The following is a 20,275-nucleotide window of genomic DNA, read 5'->3' on the forward strand; positions in this document are numbered from 1 at the left end:
ATGCCGGGATTCTTGCTCCACAGCGGAATGACGATGACCTGTCCGCACGGCGGCGCGGTGACCGCGATCCCGTCCGGACCGCCCGCGGCGCTGGTGAACGGAATGCCGGTGCTCACCTCCAAAGACCAGCTGATCGTCACCGGATGCTCGTTGGTTCCGCCGTGCGCGACGGTGCAGTGGACGAACCTTTCGTCCCTGCTGGCGGGCGGGGCCCTGGTGCTGACGCAGCTGCCTCCGGCCGGTCAGGGCGGCGGGACCTGCGTCGGCTCTCTTTCGCCCGGGCCGCCGGTCGTGGTTGTCATGCAACAGTTCGTCACGGGGAGGTGACCACTGTGGACATTGACTTCCCGTTCCATTTCGACGAACGCGGACGCGTCGCGGAAACCGGCTACGCGAACCACGTGCTCGACCTGATCGAGCAACTGCTCTTCACGACGCCAGGGGAGCGCGTGATGCGACCGGATTTCGGTTGCGGGTTGCTGGACCTAGTGTTCGAGCCGAACAGTCCGGAGCTGGCGGCCGCAGTGCAGGCGTCGGCGGAGGGAGCGTTGCACCGCTGGCTCGGCGACCTGATCACGGTGCAGCACCTGGACGTCATCGCCGAGGAAAGCACCTTGCGGATCGAAATCGGCTACGTCCTCCTCGCGACCGGCGAACGGCGCGAGGACGTCATCACCGGGAGGGCGGCATGATTGGCTGTGCGGACGAACGCCGCCGGGCGGACGTACGCGTCGCGGGCCGCAATGGGATCGACTCGGTCAGCGTGAGCGACGACGGCCGTTCGCTCACCGTGGGGTTCTTCGGCAAGGCACCGGAAGACTTGGTGCCAGCGAACTTCCGGATCGACGGCGGACGGCGCGTGACCGGGATCGTCGTCGTGGCGGTCGAATTGTGGGCGAGCGACGATCCTGACCTCGCGGACGCAGTGCGGCTGTCGGTCGATCGTGCCGGAGATTTGTCGACTTACCGACTGTCGGTGGTCGAGGCCGGTCCGCTCGGCAAGCCCGGAACGAGGCCGTATCCGGGTTTCGATCCGCGGTATTCCTTTGTGGACTTCACGTTCGCGAGCTGTGGCGACGTCGACTGCGCACCGGTCGAGGAAAGCCCGCCGCCGGCAGACGCCGCGGTTGAAATCGAATACCTCAGCAAGGATTACGCCAGCTTCCGGCAACTGCTGCTGGACCGGTTGAAGCTGACGATGCCGTCGTGGACGGAACGGCACGTCCCCGACGTCGGCATCATGCTCGCGGAACTGCTCGCCTACGAGGGCGACCGGCTGAGCTATCAGCAAGACGCGGTGGCAACCGAGGCGTATCTGGACACCGCGCGGCTGCGGGTCTCCGTGCGGCGGCACGCCCGGCTGGTCGATTATCCGATGCACGACGGATGTTCCGCGCGGGCTTGGGTGTGCATCGAAGCGGCCGAAGAGGTCACGCTCCCGCAAGGGACTTTCCGGTTCAGCACGGTGGACAGCGGCGCCCTCGGTGCGGCGGAGGTGTTCGAGCCGGTCCACGACGAGCCAGTCCCGCTGATCCCCGCACGCAACCGGATCAGCCTGTGGACCTGGGGCGACCACGAATGCTGCCTGCCCGCCGAGGCGACCTCGGCCACTCTCGTGGACAGCGACCGGGCGTTGCGTCTCGGGCCGGGCGACGTGCTGCTCTTCGAGGAACTGGTCGGCGCGACGTCCGGCCTCCCCGCCGACGCTGACCACACGCATCGGCAGGCGGTCCGGCTGACGTCGGTGACCGAGACGGAAGATGAGCTGTACCAGCAAAAGCTGCTGGAAGTGACGTGGGCCCGCGAGGACGCGCTTACTTTTGCGTTGTGCGTCAACGCGCGCGGCGGACCGGACTGCGCCGACCTCGAAGTCGGGATCGCCCGGGCAAACGTGGTGCTGGTCGAGCACGGCCAGCGGATCAGGCCGGAGTGCCACGTCGTTCCCGATCCCGCGCCGGAGGAACCGCAGTGTCCGCGCGATTGCGGCTGCGGATGCGGCGAGACCGAACCCCAGCCCGCGTACCCGCCGCTGCCGGTGATTGTTCAGCCGCAGCTACGGCATCAACCGGTCACGCAGAGCGTCCTGTTCCCGGATCCTGCCGACATCGCGGCCGCGCAGGCGCAGTGGCTGGTGGGGCTTCCCGGCCGGATTCGCGCCCGGCTGACCAAGCTGTGGCGGAGTGAACTGTCCGAAGAGGACATTGAGTTCGTCACCGTGCTTTTCGGGGCCAAACTCGTGAAGAAGCTGGGCCTTCGCGAGCATCCGCGACGCGCGCTGCGATACCTGCTGGCGTGCTTCGACGATCTGCTGGAAGCCAAACTGGAGCGGCTGAAGGACCTCATTCGCCAGGCTCGCGCGGGATACGTGCTCACCGCGAAGAACGAGGGCTGGGAGATCGGCCAGAGCTGGGGTGCGGACGAAGGCGCGAAACTCGACGAGCAGCGTCCGGCGTTCCGTGGTCCGGCCAGTCTCGCCACGCGGCCGGATCCGCGAGCCGCGCTGCCCGCGGTCGTCGTCACCGATCGAAACCACGAAGTCTGGCTGCCTCAGCGGGACCTGCTCGACAGCGGTCCGGCCGACCGGCATTTCGTCGGCGAGGTCACCGACACCGGCGCGACCGTGCTGAGGTTCGGCGACGGCCGCAATGGCGCGCAGTTCCCGTTGGGCGACGAGCTTAACGCGGCGCTGCGCGTGGGGACCGGCCTGGCAGGGAACGTCGGCCGGGAAGCGATCAGCAGCATCGTCTTCGACCACGTCGACGTGCCCGGCATCCGAAGCGTGCGCAATCCGTTGCCTGCGACGGGCGGGGTCGATCCCGAGCCGGTGTCGGACGTCCGGCTGCGCGCCCCGCAGGAAGTGCGCCGTCGGCTGCTGCGGGCCATTACCGCGGACGACTACGCGACGCTGGCCGGTGCCTCGCCGAGCGTGCAGCGGGCGGCGGGCGACTTGCGGTGGACCGGCAGCTGGTACGAGGCGCAGGTCGCGATCGATCCGCTCGGCATGGAGGTCGCGCCGAGCTGGCTGCTCGACGAAACCCGCGCCGCGCTGTATCGCTACCGCCGGATCGGCCACGATCTTTCGGTCTTCACCGCGACTCTCGTGCCGCTCGACCTGGCGGTGCACGTCGAGGTGCTGCCCGACCACATCGCCGGTCACGTCGGCACGGCGCTGCGGCGCGCGCTCGGCGCGTTCTTCCAGCCGGATCGCCTCACGTTCGGCACGCCGATCCGGGTCGGGCAGCTCGTCGCGACCGTCGCGGCGGTCCCCGGGGTCCGGCACGCCGAGGTGACCCGGCTGGAGCGGCTGTTCGGCCCGCCCGGCACCGCGCTCGCCATCGGCGTCCTCCCGATCGGGCCGCTCGAGGTGGCGCAACTGGACGACGACCCGAGCCGGCCCGAGAACGGGCGGCTCACCCTCGACCTGGCAGGCGGACGATGAACTGCGGCACGGGACAAAGCCCGACCACCCCGGCGACGACCTACCAGCGCCCCGGCCTGCCCGCGCTCTCGCGGCGGATCGGCACGTACGCGCGGTTCCGCCAGTCGATGCTGGCCCGGCTGGCGAGCCGGGGCGCGCTCGCCCCGCTCACCACGCGGGATCCGGACGACCCGGCGATCGCGTTGCTGGACTGCTGGGCGGTCGTCGGCGACGTGCTGACCTTCTACCAGGAACGGATCGCCAACGAGGGCTACCTGCGGACCGCCACCGAACCCGAATCGCTCAACCACCTGGGCGCGCTCGTCGGCTACACGCCGCGGCCCGCGCTGGCGGCGACCACCTACCTCGCGTACACGCTGGATCCCGGTGCGCGGACGGTGATTCCGGCAGGAACCCCTGCGAAGAGCGTGCCCGCGCAGGGCCAGCTGCCGCAGACGTTCGAGACCACGGCGGAACTCCAGGCCCGCGAGGAGTGGAACGCGCTGCAGGTCGCGACCACCGCCCCGGTCGACATCACCGACGACCCTGACGAGAAGATCGCCCGGCTCGGGATCGAGGGCACCACAGCGGCGCTCAAACCAGGGGACCGGTTGCTGCTGCTGTTCGGCACGTTCCCGCCGAAGATCCGGGTGGTCGCCGAGGCGACGGCGGACTTCCCGGCCAACCGGACGACGGTGAAGCTGGTCACGGCGGGCCTCGACGATCTGAACCAGGCGATCGCCGACCTCGTCGAGGCGATCGGCACCGCGGTGAGCCTCAAGCCCGCGCCGTCGCCCTGGATCGACGACACGGTGACGGCGCTGAAGACCACCAAGACCTATTTGGACAGTCTCGGCACCGCGACCACAGCGAGCCTGGTCCTGGCTCGCGCGGTCTCCGAATTCGGCACCGAGCTGTCGGAACAGGCCGCGCTCGCCCGGGCGCACGCGAGCTGCGCGATCCAGGATTGGTTCCGTAATTTCGTCGGGCCGGTTTCGGACAAGGCTGACGCCCTGCTGAAGCTCTGCACCGCGGCGTTGCGCGAAAGCGATCCGGAACTGCGCTACCTGACCGCGTTCGCCAGCGGATTGTTCTGCACCACGCCGGAGTACCGCTTCGAAAGCCGCGGAGGTTGCGGAACCAAATACGGCACCGACTGCGACCGGGCGGCAGCGCTGGTCGGGCTCACTCCGGTGCTGCCGTGGCTGCGGCGAGAGCCGTCCCGGCCGCCGCGCAAGGCAATCGACTTGCCGTCCACAGTGGACGAACTGTTCCACCCCAGTTCCGACGTGCACCCGAAGCTGCTCATCGAGGCCGATCCCCGGCTGGGCGCGAACCTGCACCACGCCTGGGCGAACGAACAAATCGCGCCGCCGCCCCAGCTGTCCGGTCTGCAGGTGCTGCGGATCCGGGCGGTCGCTGGGGTCCGTCCGCCCGGTGCGCCGACGGACCCGGCGGGCACCACGACGATCTGGCTGGACGCGGTGTACGACGGCATCGCCGGGGACAGCTGGGTCGTAGTGGAGTCGCCGGACGGCCAGCAGTCCGCCGCGCAGGTGACGCGGGTGCAGCTGGACACCGTCGACGTCCACGTTCCGGGCAAGTCCGAAGCGGTGGGGCACAAGCAGGTCACCAAGATCACGGTGAACAAGGTCGTGTCCCCGGTGCCCGGCGAGGGCACGGTCGTGTGGGCGCGCGGCGAAGCGCTCACCGCGGTCGGCGACCCGATCGCCACGGACGTGCAAGGGGCCGAGATCGAACTGGCCCGGGTCTACGACGGACTCCGGCCGGGCCGGTGGCTGGTGGTGTCCGGCGAACGCACCGACGTGCCGCACACCAGCGGGGTCCAGGCGGCGGAGGTGACAATGGTCGCGGGCATCCGGCAACGGGTCGAACCGGACCGCTACGGCAGCCGGGTCCGCACGTTCCTGTCGCTGGCCCCCGAACTGTCCTACCGGTACCGCCGGGACACCGTGACCGTCTACGGCAACGTCGTCGAGGCGGACCAGGGCGAGACCCGCACCGAGGTGCTCGGCAGCGGCGATCCGGGCGTGGCGAACCAGGTTTTCCCGCTCCGCCAGGCCAATGCGGACAACCCGCTCACGTTCCGGCCGTCCGCCAACGCTTCCGGCGCGGAAAGCACGCTCGTCGCCCGCGTGTCCGGCGTGCGCTGGCACGAAACCGAGGGGCTGGTCTGGTCCGGGCCGACGGACCACGACTACGAGGTGTCGGCCGCGGCGGGCACCCGGACGCTTCGGTTCGGCGACGGCGTCCACGGCGCGCGCGTCCCCGCGGGCGTGGAGAACGTGACCGCGGTTTACCGGATCGGCGCGGGGCCCGCCGGGAACGTCGCCGCCGGGCAGATCAACCAGGCCACCGGCCGTCCGCCGGGAGTGCGGGCGGTGACCAACCCGCTGGCGTCCGGCGGGGGAGCGGACGGCGACGGACCGGCGGACGTCCGGGCGTCGATCCCGCTGCGGATGCTCGCGCTCGACCGGCTGGTGTCGGTCCGCGACTACGAGGACTTCACCCGCGCCCGGGCCGGGATCGGGAAAGCCAAGGCGGTCAAGCTCTCCGACGGCGGGCGGCGCGTGGTGCACGTGACGGTCGCGGCGACCGGGGACGCGCGGATCGACTCGTCGTCCGGCTCCGTGGTCGCGCTGGAGGAGGCGTTGGCGGCCTTCGGCGACCGAGGCGTCCAGGTGCGGGTCGCGGTGCGGGAACGGGTGTTGCTCGTCCTGCACGCCGGGATCAAGGTGCTGCCGGACTACTCGTGGGAGCTGGTGGAACCCGCCGTGCGCGCCGCGTTGCTGGACGAGTTTTCCTTCGCTCGCCGGGAACTCGGCGAACCCGCGTTCCTCAGCGAGGCGTACGCCGCGATCCAGGCCGTGCCGGGGGTCGATTACGCCGCGATCACCGTGTTCGACGGCATCGGCGGCGACGTCACGCCGATCGAGCTGGCCACGGTCGCGGACCGGCTCACCGAGGCGAAGCCGTGCGTCGGCGCGTCCGGGGCGCGGTTCGAGGAGGTGTTCGACGAGGTGGGCTACGTGGACGGCTTCGACACGGACACCTTGACCACGATCGCGCTGCGGCACGGGCTGACGGTGAACGAACTGGTCCGCCTGAACCCGGGTCTCGATTCAACGGAACTTGCGAAGGGGGAGAAAGTGACCGTGTACCGCGGAATCCGGCCCGCCCGGCTCGCCGTGCTCCCGGCCGGAGTGCCGGAGGCCTTGCTGCTGGTGAGGATCCCATGACCGGCGATCCGGACCGGCTCTACGACCTCATGCCGTCGGTCTACCGGCGGCGCGACGAGGAGAACGCAGGGCCGCTGAAGGCGTTGCTCGGCGTGCTCACCGAACAGGCCGACCTGATCGGGGCCGACCTGGACGCGCAGTACGCGGACTGGTTCATCGAAACCTGCCAGGACTGGGTCGCGCCCTATCTTGGCGACCTCGTCGGGTACCAGATCCTGCCGGGCGCCGACGAAACGCTCGCGACCGGATCGGCGGCGGCGCGGCGGCTGCTGTCCGCTCTCGCACCTCGCCGCGACGTCGCGCACACCGTCGGCAACCGGCGGCGCAAGGGCACCTTGGCGTTGCTGGAACAACTCGCCGCGGATGTCGCGGAATGGCCCGCGCGGGCGGTCGAATTCCGGCAGCTGCTGGCGGTTTCGCAGGCGGTCCGGCTGCACGGCCGAGACCCGCGAGCGGACCGTCGGCGGCTGACCCGGGGACAGCTGACCGACCTCCACGGAGCCGACGCGCTCGACCGGCTCGACGGACCGTTCGACGAACTGGCGCATGCGATCGACGTCCGGCGGATCACGTCGCATCGCGGGACCGGCCGGTACGGGATTCCGGAGATCGGCCTGTACGTGTGGCGGCTCAAGCCGTATTCGATCACGTGCGGCCCAGCGTATTGCGAGGACCGGGCGCGGACCCGGTTCACGTTCAGCATCCTGGGCACCGACACTCCGCTCATCGTCTCCCCGGTGCGGGAGCCGTCCCCGAATCACATCGCCGACGAGACGAACGTGCCGGTGTTCATCAGGCGGCAAGCGTTTGCCGAACGACTGGCTGTCTACTATGGACCCGGCAAGAGTCTCTGCGTGTACCTCGGAGACGGGAATCCGGTGCCGCTTCGCGACATCGTGCCCGCGGATCTGTCCGGCTGGCGGTACCGGCCCGCGCACGGGAAGGTCGCGCTCGACCCGGTGCTCGGCCGGATTGCCTTCCCAGCCCGGCAGGCCCCGGAGTCCGGCGTGTGGGCCGACTATCACTACGGGTTTTCCGACGACCTCGGCGCCGGCGAGTATCCGCGTGCGACGGAAGCGGCGAAACACGTCTATCGCGTCGGTCCCGGGTATCACGAACTCGTCCGGGAAGCCGTCGAGGAATGGCAGCGGGACAAGGAAACCGATTCGTCCGCGCGCGAGGCGGTCATCGAATTCACCGACAGCGGAGCGTATCAGGAACAAATCGAGCTGACGGTCGACCGCGGAGATTGCCTCACGCTGCGGGCAGCGAGCGGAAAACGTCCGGTTCTGCGCCTGCTCGACTGGAACAGCAACCGTCCGGACGCGTTGCGGATCATCGGGACCGACCGCGGTGCGAAAGACGATCCGCTGCCCACGGTCGTCTTCGACGGACTGCTGATCACCGGGCGCAGCGTTCAGGTGCACGGCCCGGTCGGCCAGTTCGCGTTGCGGCACTGCACTTTGGTGCCCGGCTGGTCGCTCGACGCGCAATGCTGTCCGGAACATGAGGAAGAGGCCAGCGTCGAACTCGCCGACACTCCGGCTCGCCTCTGTGTGGAACGCAGCATCCTCGGCACGATCCTCGTCACCGCCGACGAAGTGCACCGCGAACCCAACCAGATCCGGCTCGCCGACAGCATCCTCGATGCCGCCGGACCCGGCGTCGCCGCGCTGAGCGGGCCAGACGACGGATGCGCGCACGCGGTGGTGAGCGCAAGCCGGTGCACGGTGTTCGGCTCCGTTTTCGCCCATGCCGCCGGGCTGCTCGAAAACTCCATTTTGGACGGTCGTGTGCGCATCGCCCGGCGGCAGGACGGGTGCGTCCGGTTCTGCTGGCTGCCGGAGAGTTCGCGCACCCCGCCCCGATTCCATTGCGAGCCGGAGCATTCCGGCGATCCGGCCCGCGTCGTTCCCCAGTTCACCTCCACCCGCTACGGCACTCCGGGCTACGCGCAGCTCGCGCGATCCGGGCCGGAGGAAATCGGCCGGGGTGCGGAGGACGGTGCGGAAATGGGGGCCTTCCACGACCTGTTCCACCCGCAACGCGAGGACAGTCTCCGGCTGCGGCTCGCCGAGTACACCCCGGCCGGCACGGACGCCGGCATCCTGTTCGCCTCTTAGGAGACCGCCATGCAAGCCGACTTCTCGCGCCGCACGTTCGACTCGCTGAAGCACTTCTCCGCGGTGCTGGCGCAACAGGGCCGGGTCCAGCTCGACGCGGACGCGAACGAGCAGGCCGCGATCCTGCTGTACCAGCTGCGTACCACGGTCGCCGACCTGCTCGGCCAGTCCGCCGCGCCCGCCGCCGCGGACGGATTCCGGATCGACCCCGGCCCGGACCGTTCGAAGATCGCCGACGTGGGGATCTCGGCCGGGCGGCTGTACGTCGACGGGCTGCTCGTCGAGAACGACCGGGCCACGAGCTATTGGACCCAACCCGAGGGCTACCTCGACCAGGAGAAGGACACGCTGCCCGAAACCGGTCCGTTCGTGGTGTACCTGCGGGTGTGGGAACGGCTGATCACCGCGCTGCAGGACCCGGCGATCCGCGAGATCGCGCTCGGCGACCCCGGCCCGGACACCGCGGCGCGGGCCAAGGTCGTCTGGCAGGTGGCCTGGTGCGCGGGAAAGAGCGTCGAGGATTTCGCCGACTTCCGCAACTCCCTGAACCCGGAACCCGGTCTCCTTGCCGCGCAAGCGAAACACCCGGAAGCCACGGACGCCTGCCACCTGCCCCCGGAGGCGCGGTTCCGCGGCCAGGAGAACCAGCTGTATCGCGTCGAGGTGCACACCGGCGGCCGGGCGTGGACGGATTCCTTGCCGAACAAGGGCTTCCGGCGGACGCTGCGCGGCGCGACCTTCAAATGGTCGCGGGAGAACGCGTCGGTCGTGTTCCCGATCCTCTCGGTGTCCGGAGCGACGGTGACGCTCGGCGCGCTGGGCCGGGACAGCAAACTGGACCTGGACGTCGGCGACTGGGTCGAACTGCTCGACGACGCGGCCGTCACCCGTGTCGCGGACGATCTCCCCGCGGAGGACCGGCCGGAGCCGGCCCCGGCGCTGCGGAAAGTCGTCGCGGTCGACCCGGCGGACCGGATCGTCACGCTGGACGACGAACTCGACGAGCACTGCGGCCCCGGCTCCGACCCGGACCTGCATCCGTTCCTGCGCCGCTGGGACCACCTCGCCCCGGCGGACAGCGAGGACGGCGCGGTGCCGCTGGTCGAGAACACCTGGATCGACCTGGAGGACGGCGTCCAAGTGCGCTTCGAGGCCCCGCCGAGGAGGTCGGCGGACGTGGCGGCCGGACAGGGCGGCACCTATCGCCGCGGCGACTACTGGCAGATCCCGGCCCGCACGGTGACCGGGGACGTCGAATGGCCCCGCGACGACGACGGCCCGCGTCCCGTTCCGCCGCACGGGGTCGAGTACCACTACGCGGTGCTGGGCGTGCTCGACGAGAACGGCGCGGTGACCCATTCGCCGGGCACCTTCGAACCGCTTTTCCGGCCAGGGCCGAAGCCCGTCGCCCCCGAGCCTCCTGCGGAGACCCCGAAGAAGACGACCGTGGTCGATGCGCCGCCAGTCGCGCATCCGACCGATTCGGTGGTGTTCGAGGCGGAGAAGTCCGCCGGGGCGGGCTCGGCGGCGCCGAAGCCGAAAGCCGCGACGGGTTCCGCGGGTGCGGGAGGCAACGGGGCGAGCGCACACTCAGCGACGCTGCCGCCGCCAGTCGAAACCGCCGACCCGAGCACCCCGCCGCCTGCCTCAGCAGCCACGGCTGCGGAGATCCCGACCACCACCGTCCCCGCGCCGATCACCGAAGAGGCACCGACCAAGCCGGAGAAACCAGCCATGACGCGACCGACCACGAAACTCGGCGACAACCTCACCTCCTGGCTGCGCACCGTCGTCCCCGGCCTGTGGTCGGCGCTCGTCGCGTGGCTCGTCTCGCTCGGCCTGCCCTCGTCGGTGACCGACGCGGTGGCCGGACTCGGCAACCAGGTCATCGTGCCGGTCGTGCTGGCCGTCGTGTACGCGTTGCTGCGGCAGCTCGAATCGCGGATGCCGCCGTGGCTCACCCGGGTCCTGCTCGGGTCGAACCGGCCGCCGAGCTACGCCGGAACCGAGGCGGACCATGCGCTGGGCTGACTATTCCGGCGGCCAGCCGAGCCCGTCCGGGCTGAAGGCGGCCGGGTTCGACGGGGTGATCCGCTACGCCGGGCTGGGCCGCGGCAGGAAACGGCTCACCGGCCCCGAGTACCGGACCCTCGTCCGCGGCGGGCTCACCGTCGCTCTCGTCGTCGAGCTGGGCACCGACGACGCGTGGGGCAGCCGCAACGACGACGACTTCGCCCGTGGGGTCGCGTTCGGACAGGCCGGTCTCGCCGACGCGCGGGCGATGGGCATCCCGGACTCGGTGATGATGGCCTGCGCCGCCGACAGCCACGCCGCGGCGTACCAGCTCGACGACGTCGTGCGGTTCGCGAGCGGGTTCGCCAGCGTGGTCGGCCGGGGCCGGGCGGGCTTCTACGGGTTTTCCGAGACGCTGCGCGCGGTGCACGACGCCGGGGTCGTGTCGTGGTACTGGCGCTGCGGTTCGCAACCGACGGCCGCCGAGCGGGCCTGGACCCATCTGTGGCAGCGCAACGACGGCACGGTCGACGTCGACCAGATCACGTGCGACATCGACGAGCAGTACATCGAGCTTCCCGGCGGCGGCACCGGGCCCGCCCCCGGCAACGACGAGGAGACTCTGATGCTGATACCCGCAGCCCCGAACGGCGACCATTTCTATCTTCCGCTCGCCGGCCGTCCGCCGTACCTGTACCTGTTCTGCGGATACGGGGACACCATCGAGATCAAGCAGATGGACTTCGTGCGCGCGAGCAAGGAAGGCGACCAGGGCGATTTCGTGCCCGGCGCGCAGATCCGGAACTTCACGTTCCTGTCCGACCGGCCCGGCCCGCTGGACCTGCGCAGCGCGGCCGCGGCCGGCGCCGTCGGCGTCTCGATCTGGTACCAGGCACAGCATTCCTTCACCGCGTACATCGGCTGAGCGGTCAGCCGGGCAGCTGAGCACCGTCCGGGAAGTCGGTGGACCGGCTCAGCTCCGCCCATTCCTCGATCTCCTTGTCGACCGCCGCGCGGCCGTTCGCGACGAGGCGAAGTGCGTCGGAGCCGAGGAGCAGGTGCGCGGGCGGATTCGGGACGTCGAGGATGTGCAGCACGGCCTCCGCGGCCTTGCGCGGATTGCCGAGCTGTTTGCCGCTGGCCGCGAGCCGATGTTCGCGGATCGGGTCCATCACCTCGTCGTAGTCCGGGATGGACCGTTCGGTGCGGACCATCGACCGGCCCGCCCAGTCGGTGCGGAACGATCCCGGCGCGATCGCGGTGACGTGCACGCCGAACGGGGCGACCTCCTTGCCGACGGTCTCGAGTATGCCTTCTACGGCGTACTTGCTGCCTTGGTAGAAGGACGTGCCCGGCACGGTGATCAGCCCGGCCATCGACGTGACACCGAGGATGTGCCCGCGTCGCCGCTGCCGCAGATACGGCAGCACGGCCTGCACCGTCGCGACGACCCCGAACACGTTCACCTCGAACTGCGCCCGCAGCTCGGCCATCGTCGATTCTTCGAAAACGCCCTCGTGGCCGTACCCGGCGTTGGCGATGACGACGTCGATCGGGCCAACCTCGGCCTCGATCTCGGCAACGGTCCGGAACACCGCGTCGTCGTCGGTGACGTCGAGGATGCGCGCGAGCGCTTTGCCCGGCCGGAGCCGCTCGAACTCCGCGGCGTCGGCCTGCTTGCGGACGGTGCCGACGACGGTGTGGCCAGCTTCGAGTGCCGCCTCGGCGAACGCCCGGCCGAGGCCGGAGCTGGCGCCGGTGATCAGGAAGAGCTTGGTCATGCCGCGGACTCTACACCGTGTCGAGAAAAATCTGCACAGTGTCAAAAATAGTCGGCGTGATAGAACGTGCAGGTGGAAGAGCGAGACGCCCGCCCCCGCCGCCGGACTGCTCCGACCAAGGGAGACCTGCGTGAACGCGCGATCCTCGACGCGGCGGAGCAGCAGCTGAACTCGACCGGCGGGGCGGGCCTGACCGTCGCGACGATCGCCCAGGAAGCCGGGATCACCCGGGGCGCGCTCTACTTCTACTTCGGGTCCAAGAACGAGGTGCTCGCCGCGCTGGTCGAGCGCACGGTGACCCGGCTGCGCGCCGAGGTCGACGCGGTGGACGCGGGCGCCGCTGATCCCGGCGACGCGGTCCGGCAGGGGATCGAGCAGACCGCCCGGATGTGGCGCGAGCACGGCACGGTAATGCGCACGGCGGTCGAACTGTCGCCGTCGGTCCCGTCGATCGACCAGGCGTGGCGCTCCGCGGTGGTCGCGCTCGCCGACACCATGAGCGGGGTCGCCGAGCGCGCCGGGCTGTCGTCCGAAGCGGCGGCGGAGATCGCCTCGGCGCTGGTCTGGATGACCGAGCGGGTCTTCTACCAGGCGTTTGTCGCGGAAAGTTCGCTGGACGACGCGGCGGCGACGCTGACCCGGGTGTGGCTGGCGGCTCTCGGACTCCCGGCCTAGCCCACGCTGCCGGGGTTGCGAGACCGGCCGCGGTCGTGCCCGTGCGGACCCGGCGGGGGCGACATTGGGGCAACAATGGCTCTCCGCGTCAATTCCGGGCAACGTCATTCGGTTCCTCGCGTCTTGGGGGTTAGAGATTCGCCAATAGATACGGGGAGCACGAAATGGGATTCACCGCGCGGAAGTCGATGAAGCTGGTTCTGGTCGGCGGGGCGGTCGCGGCGACCGCTTTGCTTTCCGCCTGCAGCGGAAACAATGTCGACGGAAACGGCGCCGCGGCGAAGAGCATTTCCGACGCGGCCGCGGTCAAGCAGAACCCGCAGGGCGGTTCGGGCGGTGCGGCGGGTACTGCGGCCACCTCGGACGGCGACGTGAACTGCAGCAAGCTCGGCGGCCAGGTCGGTCCGGCGGGCGGCAAGCAAATGGATCTGATCGCCGTGGAAAGCGCGGATGGCTCGATTTCGGGCTGTGTCGAGGCATTCAATGTCATGCAGAAGTACTACGAATTGGCGCCGGCGCAGGGCGAAGGTCCCGGCCACCGGGTTCTCGGCATCGAAGGGCACTGGGACTGCGCGCTGGGCGCGGAAGAAGAATTCGCCCAGGGCGTGGTGAACTGCGGCAAGGACGGCGGCACCCGGTTCATGATCAAGACCGCGCCGGCCGGCGGCGCGGGCGGCCAGCAGCCCGCCGCCCCGACGCGCCGCTTCCCGAACACGACGCAGACCGTGCAGTTCACCGGCTTCGACCGTTCGGTCGCCATGGCCCAGTTCCAGCTGATCACCTGGAAGAAAGGCGGCCCGGACGACGGCCAGTTCGCGCCCGCCGACGCGAAGACCTACCGGCTCCCGCTGAGCAAGACCGCGCAGGTCTTCGGCGCGGCCGAACTGTGCCCGGGCGGCGACGTCGCCCTCGACTCGCAGGGCCGCGGCACGAACCCGTGCACCGAACAGGCCCTGATGGAGGCGCTGACCGGCGCGAAGCCGTTGCACGCCGAGATCCACGTCGACAAGAACGACAACATCGACGTCGTCAAGGAGCTGTACCGCCCCTGAGCGGAGAACTGACGCGACCGGCGGCCGGGGCCTCCTGGCCGCCGGTTCGCGTTAGGCGGCGAGTTTCCGTTGCCCCGCATCGAAACTGCGCAACGCGGCACCGACGGCCGCGGCGACGGTGATCTCGTAGACCTCGTCTTCCTGGTATTTCGTGGTCAGCTCGGTGAAATCTGCGCCCGTGAGCCGGTACGACGCGTCGCGGACCTTCGCCGCGAACGGCTGCAACGGCGCGGGCAAGCCGTCCCCAGTGGCGGCCGCTTTGCGTAGTGCCGGGTCGGTCACCGCGGGGGCGACGAACACGGAGTACCGCATGTTCTCCACCGGATCCTCATGCGTTCCGGCTGGACCGCCCGCGAGCAGGAAGCCCGGGAAGCGGTACCCGAACCGGTGCAGGGCCCGTGTGCCGCTCTCCAGCTGGCCTTCGCGAAGCACGAACCCGAACGCGTTCGCCAGCCGGTTCACGATGTTCCACACCAGATTCACCCGCAGCGCTTCGCGAATCGCCGCCGGCGGAAGATCCGGCAGCACGATCTGGTCCGGGTTCAGCGTGACGGTCTCCAGGAACGCCCGAATCGTCCGCACCTCGGGCCGCGCCGCGTCCGGTCGTGACGGATCGATCTCGCCCTGCCCGGCGATCCGGGTCAGCTCCGCGTGCGAGTCGATGCAGAACGGGCAGTCGTGCAGCAACGCCGTAGACATGGCGAGGAACTCGCGTTCGCCGGCCGTCCAGTACGACGGGCCGCGCATCGCCGGGGCGGTGAGGTCCAGCAGCGGCCGGGTGAGAAAGCCGGGACGGTACAGCAGCATCTTCACGATGTCCGGCGGCTGTTTCCCCGTGACCGACAGAAACAGCTTGGCCCGCAGGCGATGTCCGTTGTCGAGAATGGACAGTCTCATCAGGACTCCAAGGTGGCTAAGCGGCCGGCGAGGAAGCGCCGGTCGGCTGGGTTGACCGCGAGTTCGTGGGCACGCCGGTACGCGGCCATCGCCTCGGCGGTACGGCCGAGCCGGCGCAACAGGTCGGCGCGCGCGGCGTGCCGCAGGTGGTACCGGTCAAGGCCGTCGATGCCGTCGATGAGCGCCAGCCCCTCCTCCGGGCCGGTGGCCATCGCGACCGCGACCGCGTGGTTCAACGCGATCACCGGCGACGGCTGCATTTCGTGCAACCGCTGATACAGCCCGGCGATCGCCGCCCAGTCGGTGTCCGCCGCGGAACGAGCCTGCGCGTGCTGGACGGCAATGGCGGCCTGCAGCTGATACGGGCCAGGATTCTCGAACCGCAGAGCTCGGTCCAGCAGGCCGATCGCTTCGGCGATTTCCCCGCGGTCCCACCGGCTTCGGTCCTGGTCTTCGAGCAACACGACGTCGCCGTCGGCCGTGTATCGAGCCGCGGTGCGCGAATCGTGCACGAGCAGCAGCGAAACCAGGCCGAGCGCTTCCGGCTCGTCCGGCATGAGTGTCGCGACCAGCTTGGCCAGCCGGATCGCTTCCTGTTGCAGCTCACGGTGTTCCGGGGCGGTGTAGCCTTGGGTGAAGATCAAGTACAGCACCGCCAAGACCCCGGACAGCCGCTCGGACAGCAGATGGTCGGCCGGGACGGCGAGGCTGATCCCGGCGTCGCGGATTTTGCGTTTGGCCCGCACCAGCCGCTGCGCCAGCGTCGCCTCGCTGACCAGGAACGTCCGCGCGATCTGCCCCGCGGTCAGCCCGGCCACCGCCTGCAGGGTCAACGCGACGCGCGCCTCCTCGGCGAGCGCGGGATGGCAGCAGGTGAAGATGAGACTGAGCCGTTCGTCGCCGATCGCGAGCAGGCTGTCCTCGGACGGATCCACCGCGACCTCCGGCTGTTCCCCGAGCTGAGCGAGCTTCTCCAGACCGCGGCGGGCCCGCCGGAGCCGGTCGATCGCGCTGTTGCGGGCGGCGGTCAGCAGCCACGCCACCGGATCGTCGGGCGGCTCGTCCCCCCAGGCGCGCAGGGCGAGCGCGCACGCGTCCTGCAGCGCGTCCTCGGCGAGTTCGAAGTCGCCGAGGACGCGGACCAGCGCCGCGAGCATCCGAGCCCGGTGCTCGCGGTAGGCCTCCCGCAGCAACGCCGAGGTCATGCCTGGGGAGACAGCCCGGGCACGGTGGCGACCGGGCGCACCTCGACGGTGCCGACCGCGGCCATCGGGCACAGCGCGGCGAGTTCCAGGGCTTCGTCGAGATCGCGGCAGTCGAGGACGTAAACGCCGCCGAGGTGCTCGTGGGTCTCCAGGAACGGCCCGTCGGTGATCAGCGTCTTGCCGTCGCGGACGCTGACCGTGGTCGCGGTGTGCTCGCCCTGCAGCGGATGCTCGGACACGAACGCCCCGCGCCGGCGGCATTCGTCGGCGAACGCGTTCACCCTGGCCAGCGCGTCCGGGAAGGCTGGATCGCCGGGTTCGGGACGGTCGCAGTTGTAGATCACCAGCAGGTACCGCATGTGTCCTCCGAGTGCCGGTCCGGCGTTGTCGTAGTGGAAGACGAACGCCTCGACCGTAACTCGACAGCGCGGACCGGGCTTCTCGGAAATTCCCGGAAAACGGAGAACGGCGGGCCCGGGGGAGCCCGCCGTTCTCCGTCAGGAGGGGATCAGCCCTTCTGCCACAACGCGGGCGCGTTGGGCGGTTCCCAGCCCCGCTGGGCGGTGTGGCCCTGCAGGCACACGTAGCTGACCCCGTTGAAGGTGACGCGCGTGCCGGCGGGGTACGACTTGCCCGCGGTCCAGGTCGTCCCGCCCGGCTGGCCGGTCGGCGACGTCGGACCCGTCGAGGGCCCGCCGGTCGGTGTCTGCTGGACGTTGAGCACGAAGTCGAACGCGGCCTCCTTGGCGTTGTTCGGGGCGTCGCGCACCGTCATGAGCAGCCGCGAGTCGAAGATCGTGTCGGTGTTGTTCCGCGGTTCGCCCGGGAAGTACAGCTGGGTCGTCAGGATCGGCTCCCCGGGGGCCTGCACCTTGACGTGGATGTGCCGCGTGCGGCCGGGGTACAGGCCGGGCACGATCGTGGTCAGCTTGAACTCGCCGAGATCGTTCGTGTACTGGTGGCCGCGGAAGTTGAAGCCGTCGTTGTCGTACGCGCCGTTCACGTCCGCCTGCCAGAAGTCCAGCAGCGCGCGGCCGATCGGCTGGCAGGACAGGCCGAACACGTACCCGCTCACGGTGAGCCGCTGGCCCGGGGTGTTCTGGTCGACGAGCACGCTGCGCTCGGGGGAGTCCGGCTTGAAGTACGGTCCCTCGGTCTGGTCGATCGTCGGCTCGTCGCCGTCGTGGCAGTACGGGGTCGGCTCGACCTTCTGCCCGCCGGCGAAATTCGTGCGGGCCAGCGCGGGACCGCCGACGAGTGCGACCGGCGCGGCGACTCCGGCGGCCAGCGCCGCCTTCAGCACTGCCTTGCGGCTGAACTTCCTGTCTTCGTCCATGCCTGCTCCTCGGTGGGGGCTCGGGATTCCCTTCGACGGTAGGGAGATCATCAGCCCGCAGCGATGGACGGAGTCCTGCAGTCGTGGTGAATCTTCGGGGCGGTGTCGCCGGTGCGGCGGAATCCGCCGGGGCTCAACCCGGTTTCGCGCCGAAAGAACCGACAAAAGTAGGCCGGATCGGCGAATCCGACGCGGCTCGCCACCTGCCGCACGGACAGATTCGTCCGCAGCAGGAACCGCTTCGCCTCCTGGGTCCGCGCCTCGCGCACCAATTCCGCCGCGGTGCGCCCGGTCGCCGCCTTGACGGCCTCGGTGAGGTAGCCGGGCGTGACGCCGAGCCGTTCCGCGTGCGCGCGCACCGACCACAGGCCCAGCTCCGATTTTTCGGCCTGCTGCGCGAATTCCGCCGCTACCGCGCGGGCGCGCGCGGGCGCCGGAGCGGGCGGGATCCCGGGAAGCCGCCCGGCGCGCACGATCAGCACGTGCAGCAGGGCGCGCAACACGGATTCGCCGTCCTCGCCGCCGCGGCGGAATTCTTCCTCGAGTTCGGCGATCAGCCGCGCGGTGCGGTCGTGTTCTGCCCGGTCCAGCTGCAGCCACGGCCGTTCGCGCAGCCTGCGCAGGGTTTCCCGGTCGGCCGGATGGTCGAAGAGGAAATCGTCGGTGAACAGCACAACCGATCCGGCGAGTTCGCGCGCCTCCCAGTGGTGCACCTGCCCCGGCGTGACGACGCCGAGGTGCGGCGGGCTCAGTTCCCACCGCGTCAGGTCGACGACGTGCGCGCCGGTCCCTCCGGTGACGAGCACGATCTCGTAAAACGTGTGCCGGTGCGGGAATTCCGCCCGCGACAGGGGCCCGACCGCGTCGAAGGACCCGACCGCGAACGGCACCGCGTCGGGTGCGGGCACCTCGAGCCGGTGCAGCGGTAGTTCCCCGGTTTTGACCGGTCGGCAGCACATTCCCGGGGGCACCGTCGTCCCACGCATCAGTCCGTCCTTTTCGCCGGGTTCGGAACGAAAAGTCTAGACCAATTTCTTCGCTCGCACCTCCGACGGAAGTATCAGTGCTGTGCCGGATGGTTACTGACCCGACCACAGTCACGGCCTATGACTTCGCCGCGACGGTTGCGTGCCGCTTCAGGGGCGGCCTGCTTTTGGCCGGATCAGTAACTGGGCGGAGTGACGCTGACGAGGAACCGAGCGGTCGTCCGGCCGTCGTTGCGGAAGCGATGCGGGACGGTCGAATCGAAATGGCAGCTGTCGCCGGTCTTGAGCACGTGCGTCTGCTCGCCGACCTGGACGGTCAGCCGCCCGGCGATCACCACGACGCATTCCTCGGACGGATGCGAGCGCAGTTCGTCGGACGACACGCCGCCCGGTTCGAGCACGCCTTCGAGCACCTCGAGCTTCGCGCCGCCCGGCGACGCGCGGGTGTAGGTGATCGCGTGGTGCGGCGACGAGATCCGGTACCGGTCGTCGTGCCGGATCACCGCGACGGTTTCCTCGTCCGGCTCCTGGAACAGGCTGAACAGCGGGATGTCGAGCACCTCGGCGATCCGCCGCATGGTTTCCAGGCTGGGGTCGGTGACTCCCCGCTCGACCTGGCTGATCAGCCCGGTCGACACCCCCGCCTGGTCCGCGAGCTGGCGCACGGTCAGCCCGCGCAGGGTGCGGAACTCGCGGATCCTCGTCACGGTCACCCGATCATTATCGTCAAACGCCGCTCCGGCGCAGGTCACCGACCTTGCCAGGTCCCGCTGGGCGGTCCCGCGCAGAGAACAAGGAGCCCCTCGATGACAGACTGAAGGTCCGTTCCTGGAGGGGGACCTGATGCTTCTCGACTGGACGCCACAGGCGGTCGTCTTCGACTGCGACGGCCTGCTGATGGACACCGAGCCCTGCTGGTCCGTCGCCGAAACGGAGCTTTTCGCGCGCCGCGGCCTCCCGTTCGGGCCGGAGCAGAAGGCGCTGGTCATCGGCAAATCAGTCGCCGCGGCCGCCGAAACCATGGCCGGGGTGTTCGGCGAACCGGGCAACGGTCCCGCGATCGCGGACGAGCTGCTGGCCATGGTGACCGAAGTGGTGTCCGCCAAAGCCGAAGCGATGCCCGGCGCGCACGAACTGGTCGAATTGGCCGCCGCCGCGGTGCCGGTCGCGGTGGCCAGCAACTCGCCCCGCGCGCTGCTGGAAGCCGCGTTGAAGCGAGGCGGCTTCGAATTCCGGATCAGCGTGGCCGCCGACGAGGTCGCCTCGCCGAAGCCAGCTCCGGAGATCTATCTGACGTCCTGCGCCCGCCTAGGCGTGGCTCCGGCGTCGGCCCTCGCGTTCGAGGACTCGATGACCGGCCTGCGGTCCGCCCGCGCCGCCGGTGTGCCCGTGGTAGGCGTCCCGACGTTGCCCGGTACCGAATTTCCCGCCGATCTCGTGGTTCCCTCCCTGCGCGACGCGGACCTCCTGGCCTGGCTCCGGCGGTGGCGGAAACCACGCGTCCCGCCCGCGTGAAGACCTGCCCGTCT

The 20,275-nt window shown here is 70.0% G+C and carries 17 protein-coding genes; 10 read left to right on the forward strand and 7 right to left on the reverse strand.

Annotation, left to right across the window (positions count from 1 at the left end; all coding sequences use genetic code 11):
- From CU254_RS43585 to CU254_RS04645, 7 genes are read left to right on the forward strand one after another with little or no spacing between them, the layout of a single operon-like run.
- The gene (locus tag CU254_RS43585; protein WP_009073212.1) at window positions 1-327 is read left to right on the forward strand and encodes a hypothetical protein; all 327 of its coding nucleotides are present in this window, start codon (window positions 1-3) and stop codon (window positions 325-327) included.
- A 5-nt stretch (window positions 328-332) separates the two neighbouring features.
- On the forward strand, window positions 333-692 hold the full coding sequence (locus CU254_RS04620) for a GPW/gp25 family protein (protein WP_234392800.1): 360 nt from the start codon (window positions 333-335) through the stop codon (window positions 690-692).
- Window positions 689-3,439 (forward strand): putative baseplate assembly protein, encoded by a 2,751-nt coding sequence (locus CU254_RS04625; protein ID WP_009073215.1) that lies wholly within the window; start codon window positions 689-691, stop codon window positions 3,437-3,439. Before CU254_RS04620 ends, CU254_RS04625 begins: the two co-directional genes overlap by 4 nt.
- A complete protein-coding gene (locus CU254_RS04630) occupies window positions 3,436-6,678 on the forward strand; it encodes a putative baseplate assembly protein (RefSeq protein WP_050788112.1) in 3,243 nt (1,080 codons plus the stop codon). The genes CU254_RS04625 and CU254_RS04630 overlap by 4 nt, the downstream gene beginning before the upstream one ends.
- On the forward strand, window positions 6,675-8,801 hold the full coding sequence (locus CU254_RS04635) for a hypothetical protein (protein WP_009073218.1): 2,127 nt from the start codon (window positions 6,675-6,677) through the stop codon (window positions 8,799-8,801). Before CU254_RS04630 ends, CU254_RS04635 begins: the two co-directional genes overlap by 4 nt.
- Before the next feature lie 9 nt (window positions 8,802-8,810).
- A complete protein-coding gene (locus CU254_RS43920; RefSeq protein ID WP_009073220.1) occupies window positions 8,811-10,832 on the forward strand; it encodes a DUF6519 domain-containing protein in 2,022 nt (673 codons plus the stop codon).
- A complete protein-coding gene (locus tag CU254_RS04645; protein WP_009073222.1) occupies window positions 10,819-11,739 on the forward strand; it encodes a glycoside hydrolase domain-containing protein in 921 nt (306 codons plus the stop codon). Before CU254_RS43920 ends, CU254_RS04645 begins: the two co-directional genes overlap by 14 nt.
- Before the next feature lie 4 nt (window positions 11,740-11,743).
- Here CU254_RS04645 and CU254_RS04650 read toward each other — a convergent pair whose 3' ends face one another.
- Window positions 11,744-12,595, reverse strand: a complete 852-nt coding sequence (locus CU254_RS04650; RefSeq protein WP_009073223.1) for an oxidoreductase — start codon at window positions 12,593-12,595, stop codon at window positions 11,744-11,746.
- Between the two features lie 72 nt (window positions 12,596-12,667).
- Here CU254_RS04650 and CU254_RS04655 point away from each other — a divergent pair, with 72 nt between their 5' ends.
- A complete protein-coding gene (locus CU254_RS04655; protein ID WP_037716578.1) occupies window positions 12,668-13,270 on the forward strand; it encodes a TetR/AcrR family transcriptional regulator in 603 nt (200 codons plus the stop codon).
- 164 nt (window positions 13,271-13,434) lie between these two features.
- Entirely contained in the window at window positions 13,435-14,322 is an 888-nt protein-coding gene (locus CU254_RS04660) for a hypothetical protein (protein WP_009073227.1), read from the forward strand.
- Window positions 14,323-14,373: 51 nt separating this feature from the next.
- Here CU254_RS04660 and CU254_RS04665 read toward each other — a convergent pair whose 3' ends face one another.
- The 6 genes from CU254_RS04665 to CU254_RS04690 all read right to left on the reverse strand — a co-directional run bounded on the left by CU254_RS04665 (window position 14,374) and on the right by CU254_RS04690 (window position 19,459).
- A complete protein-coding gene (locus CU254_RS04665) occupies window positions 14,374-15,219 on the reverse strand; it encodes a hypothetical protein (RefSeq protein WP_009073228.1) in 846 nt (281 codons plus the stop codon).
- Window positions 15,219-16,424: an RNA polymerase sigma factor gene (locus CU254_RS04670; RefSeq protein WP_009073230.1), complete on the reverse strand. Its 1,206-nt coding sequence runs from the start codon at window positions 16,422-16,424 to the stop codon at window positions 15,219-15,221. Before CU254_RS04670 ends, CU254_RS04665 begins: the two co-directional genes overlap by 1 nt.
- Complete coding sequence (locus CU254_RS04675) at window positions 16,421-16,783, reverse strand: YciI family protein (RefSeq protein WP_009073231.1); 363 nt, start codon at window positions 16,781-16,783, stop codon at window positions 16,421-16,423. Before CU254_RS04675 ends, CU254_RS04670 begins: the two co-directional genes overlap by 4 nt.
- Before the next feature lie 149 nt (window positions 16,784-16,932).
- Window positions 16,933-17,760 (reverse strand): carbohydrate-binding protein, encoded by an 828-nt coding sequence (locus CU254_RS04680; protein ID WP_037712544.1) that lies wholly within the window; start codon window positions 17,758-17,760, stop codon window positions 16,933-16,935.
- 50 nt (window positions 17,761-17,810) lie between these two features.
- Window positions 17,811-18,746 (reverse strand): AraC family transcriptional regulator, encoded by a 936-nt coding sequence (locus CU254_RS04685; protein WP_037712547.1) that lies wholly within the window; start codon window positions 18,744-18,746, stop codon window positions 17,811-17,813.
- A 176-nt stretch (window positions 18,747-18,922) separates the two neighbouring features.
- On the reverse strand, window positions 18,923-19,459 hold the full coding sequence (locus tag CU254_RS04690; RefSeq protein WP_009073236.1) for a helix-turn-helix domain-containing protein: 537 nt from the start codon (window positions 19,457-19,459) through the stop codon (window positions 18,923-18,925).
- A gap of 130 nt (window positions 19,460-19,589) precedes the next feature.
- On the opposite strand from CU254_RS04690, the gene CU254_RS04695 reads away from it, so the two are divergent.
- The gene (locus tag CU254_RS04695) at window positions 19,590-20,261 is read left to right on the forward strand and encodes an HAD family phosphatase (RefSeq protein ID WP_037712550.1); all 672 of its coding nucleotides are present in this window, start codon (window positions 19,590-19,592) and stop codon (window positions 20,259-20,261) included.
- Window positions 20,262-20,275 lie beyond the last annotated feature (14 nt).

The organism is Amycolatopsis sp. AA4, from assembly GCF_002796545.1.
Taxonomy (GTDB): Bacteria; Actinomycetota; Actinomycetes; order Mycobacteriales; family Pseudonocardiaceae; genus Amycolatopsis.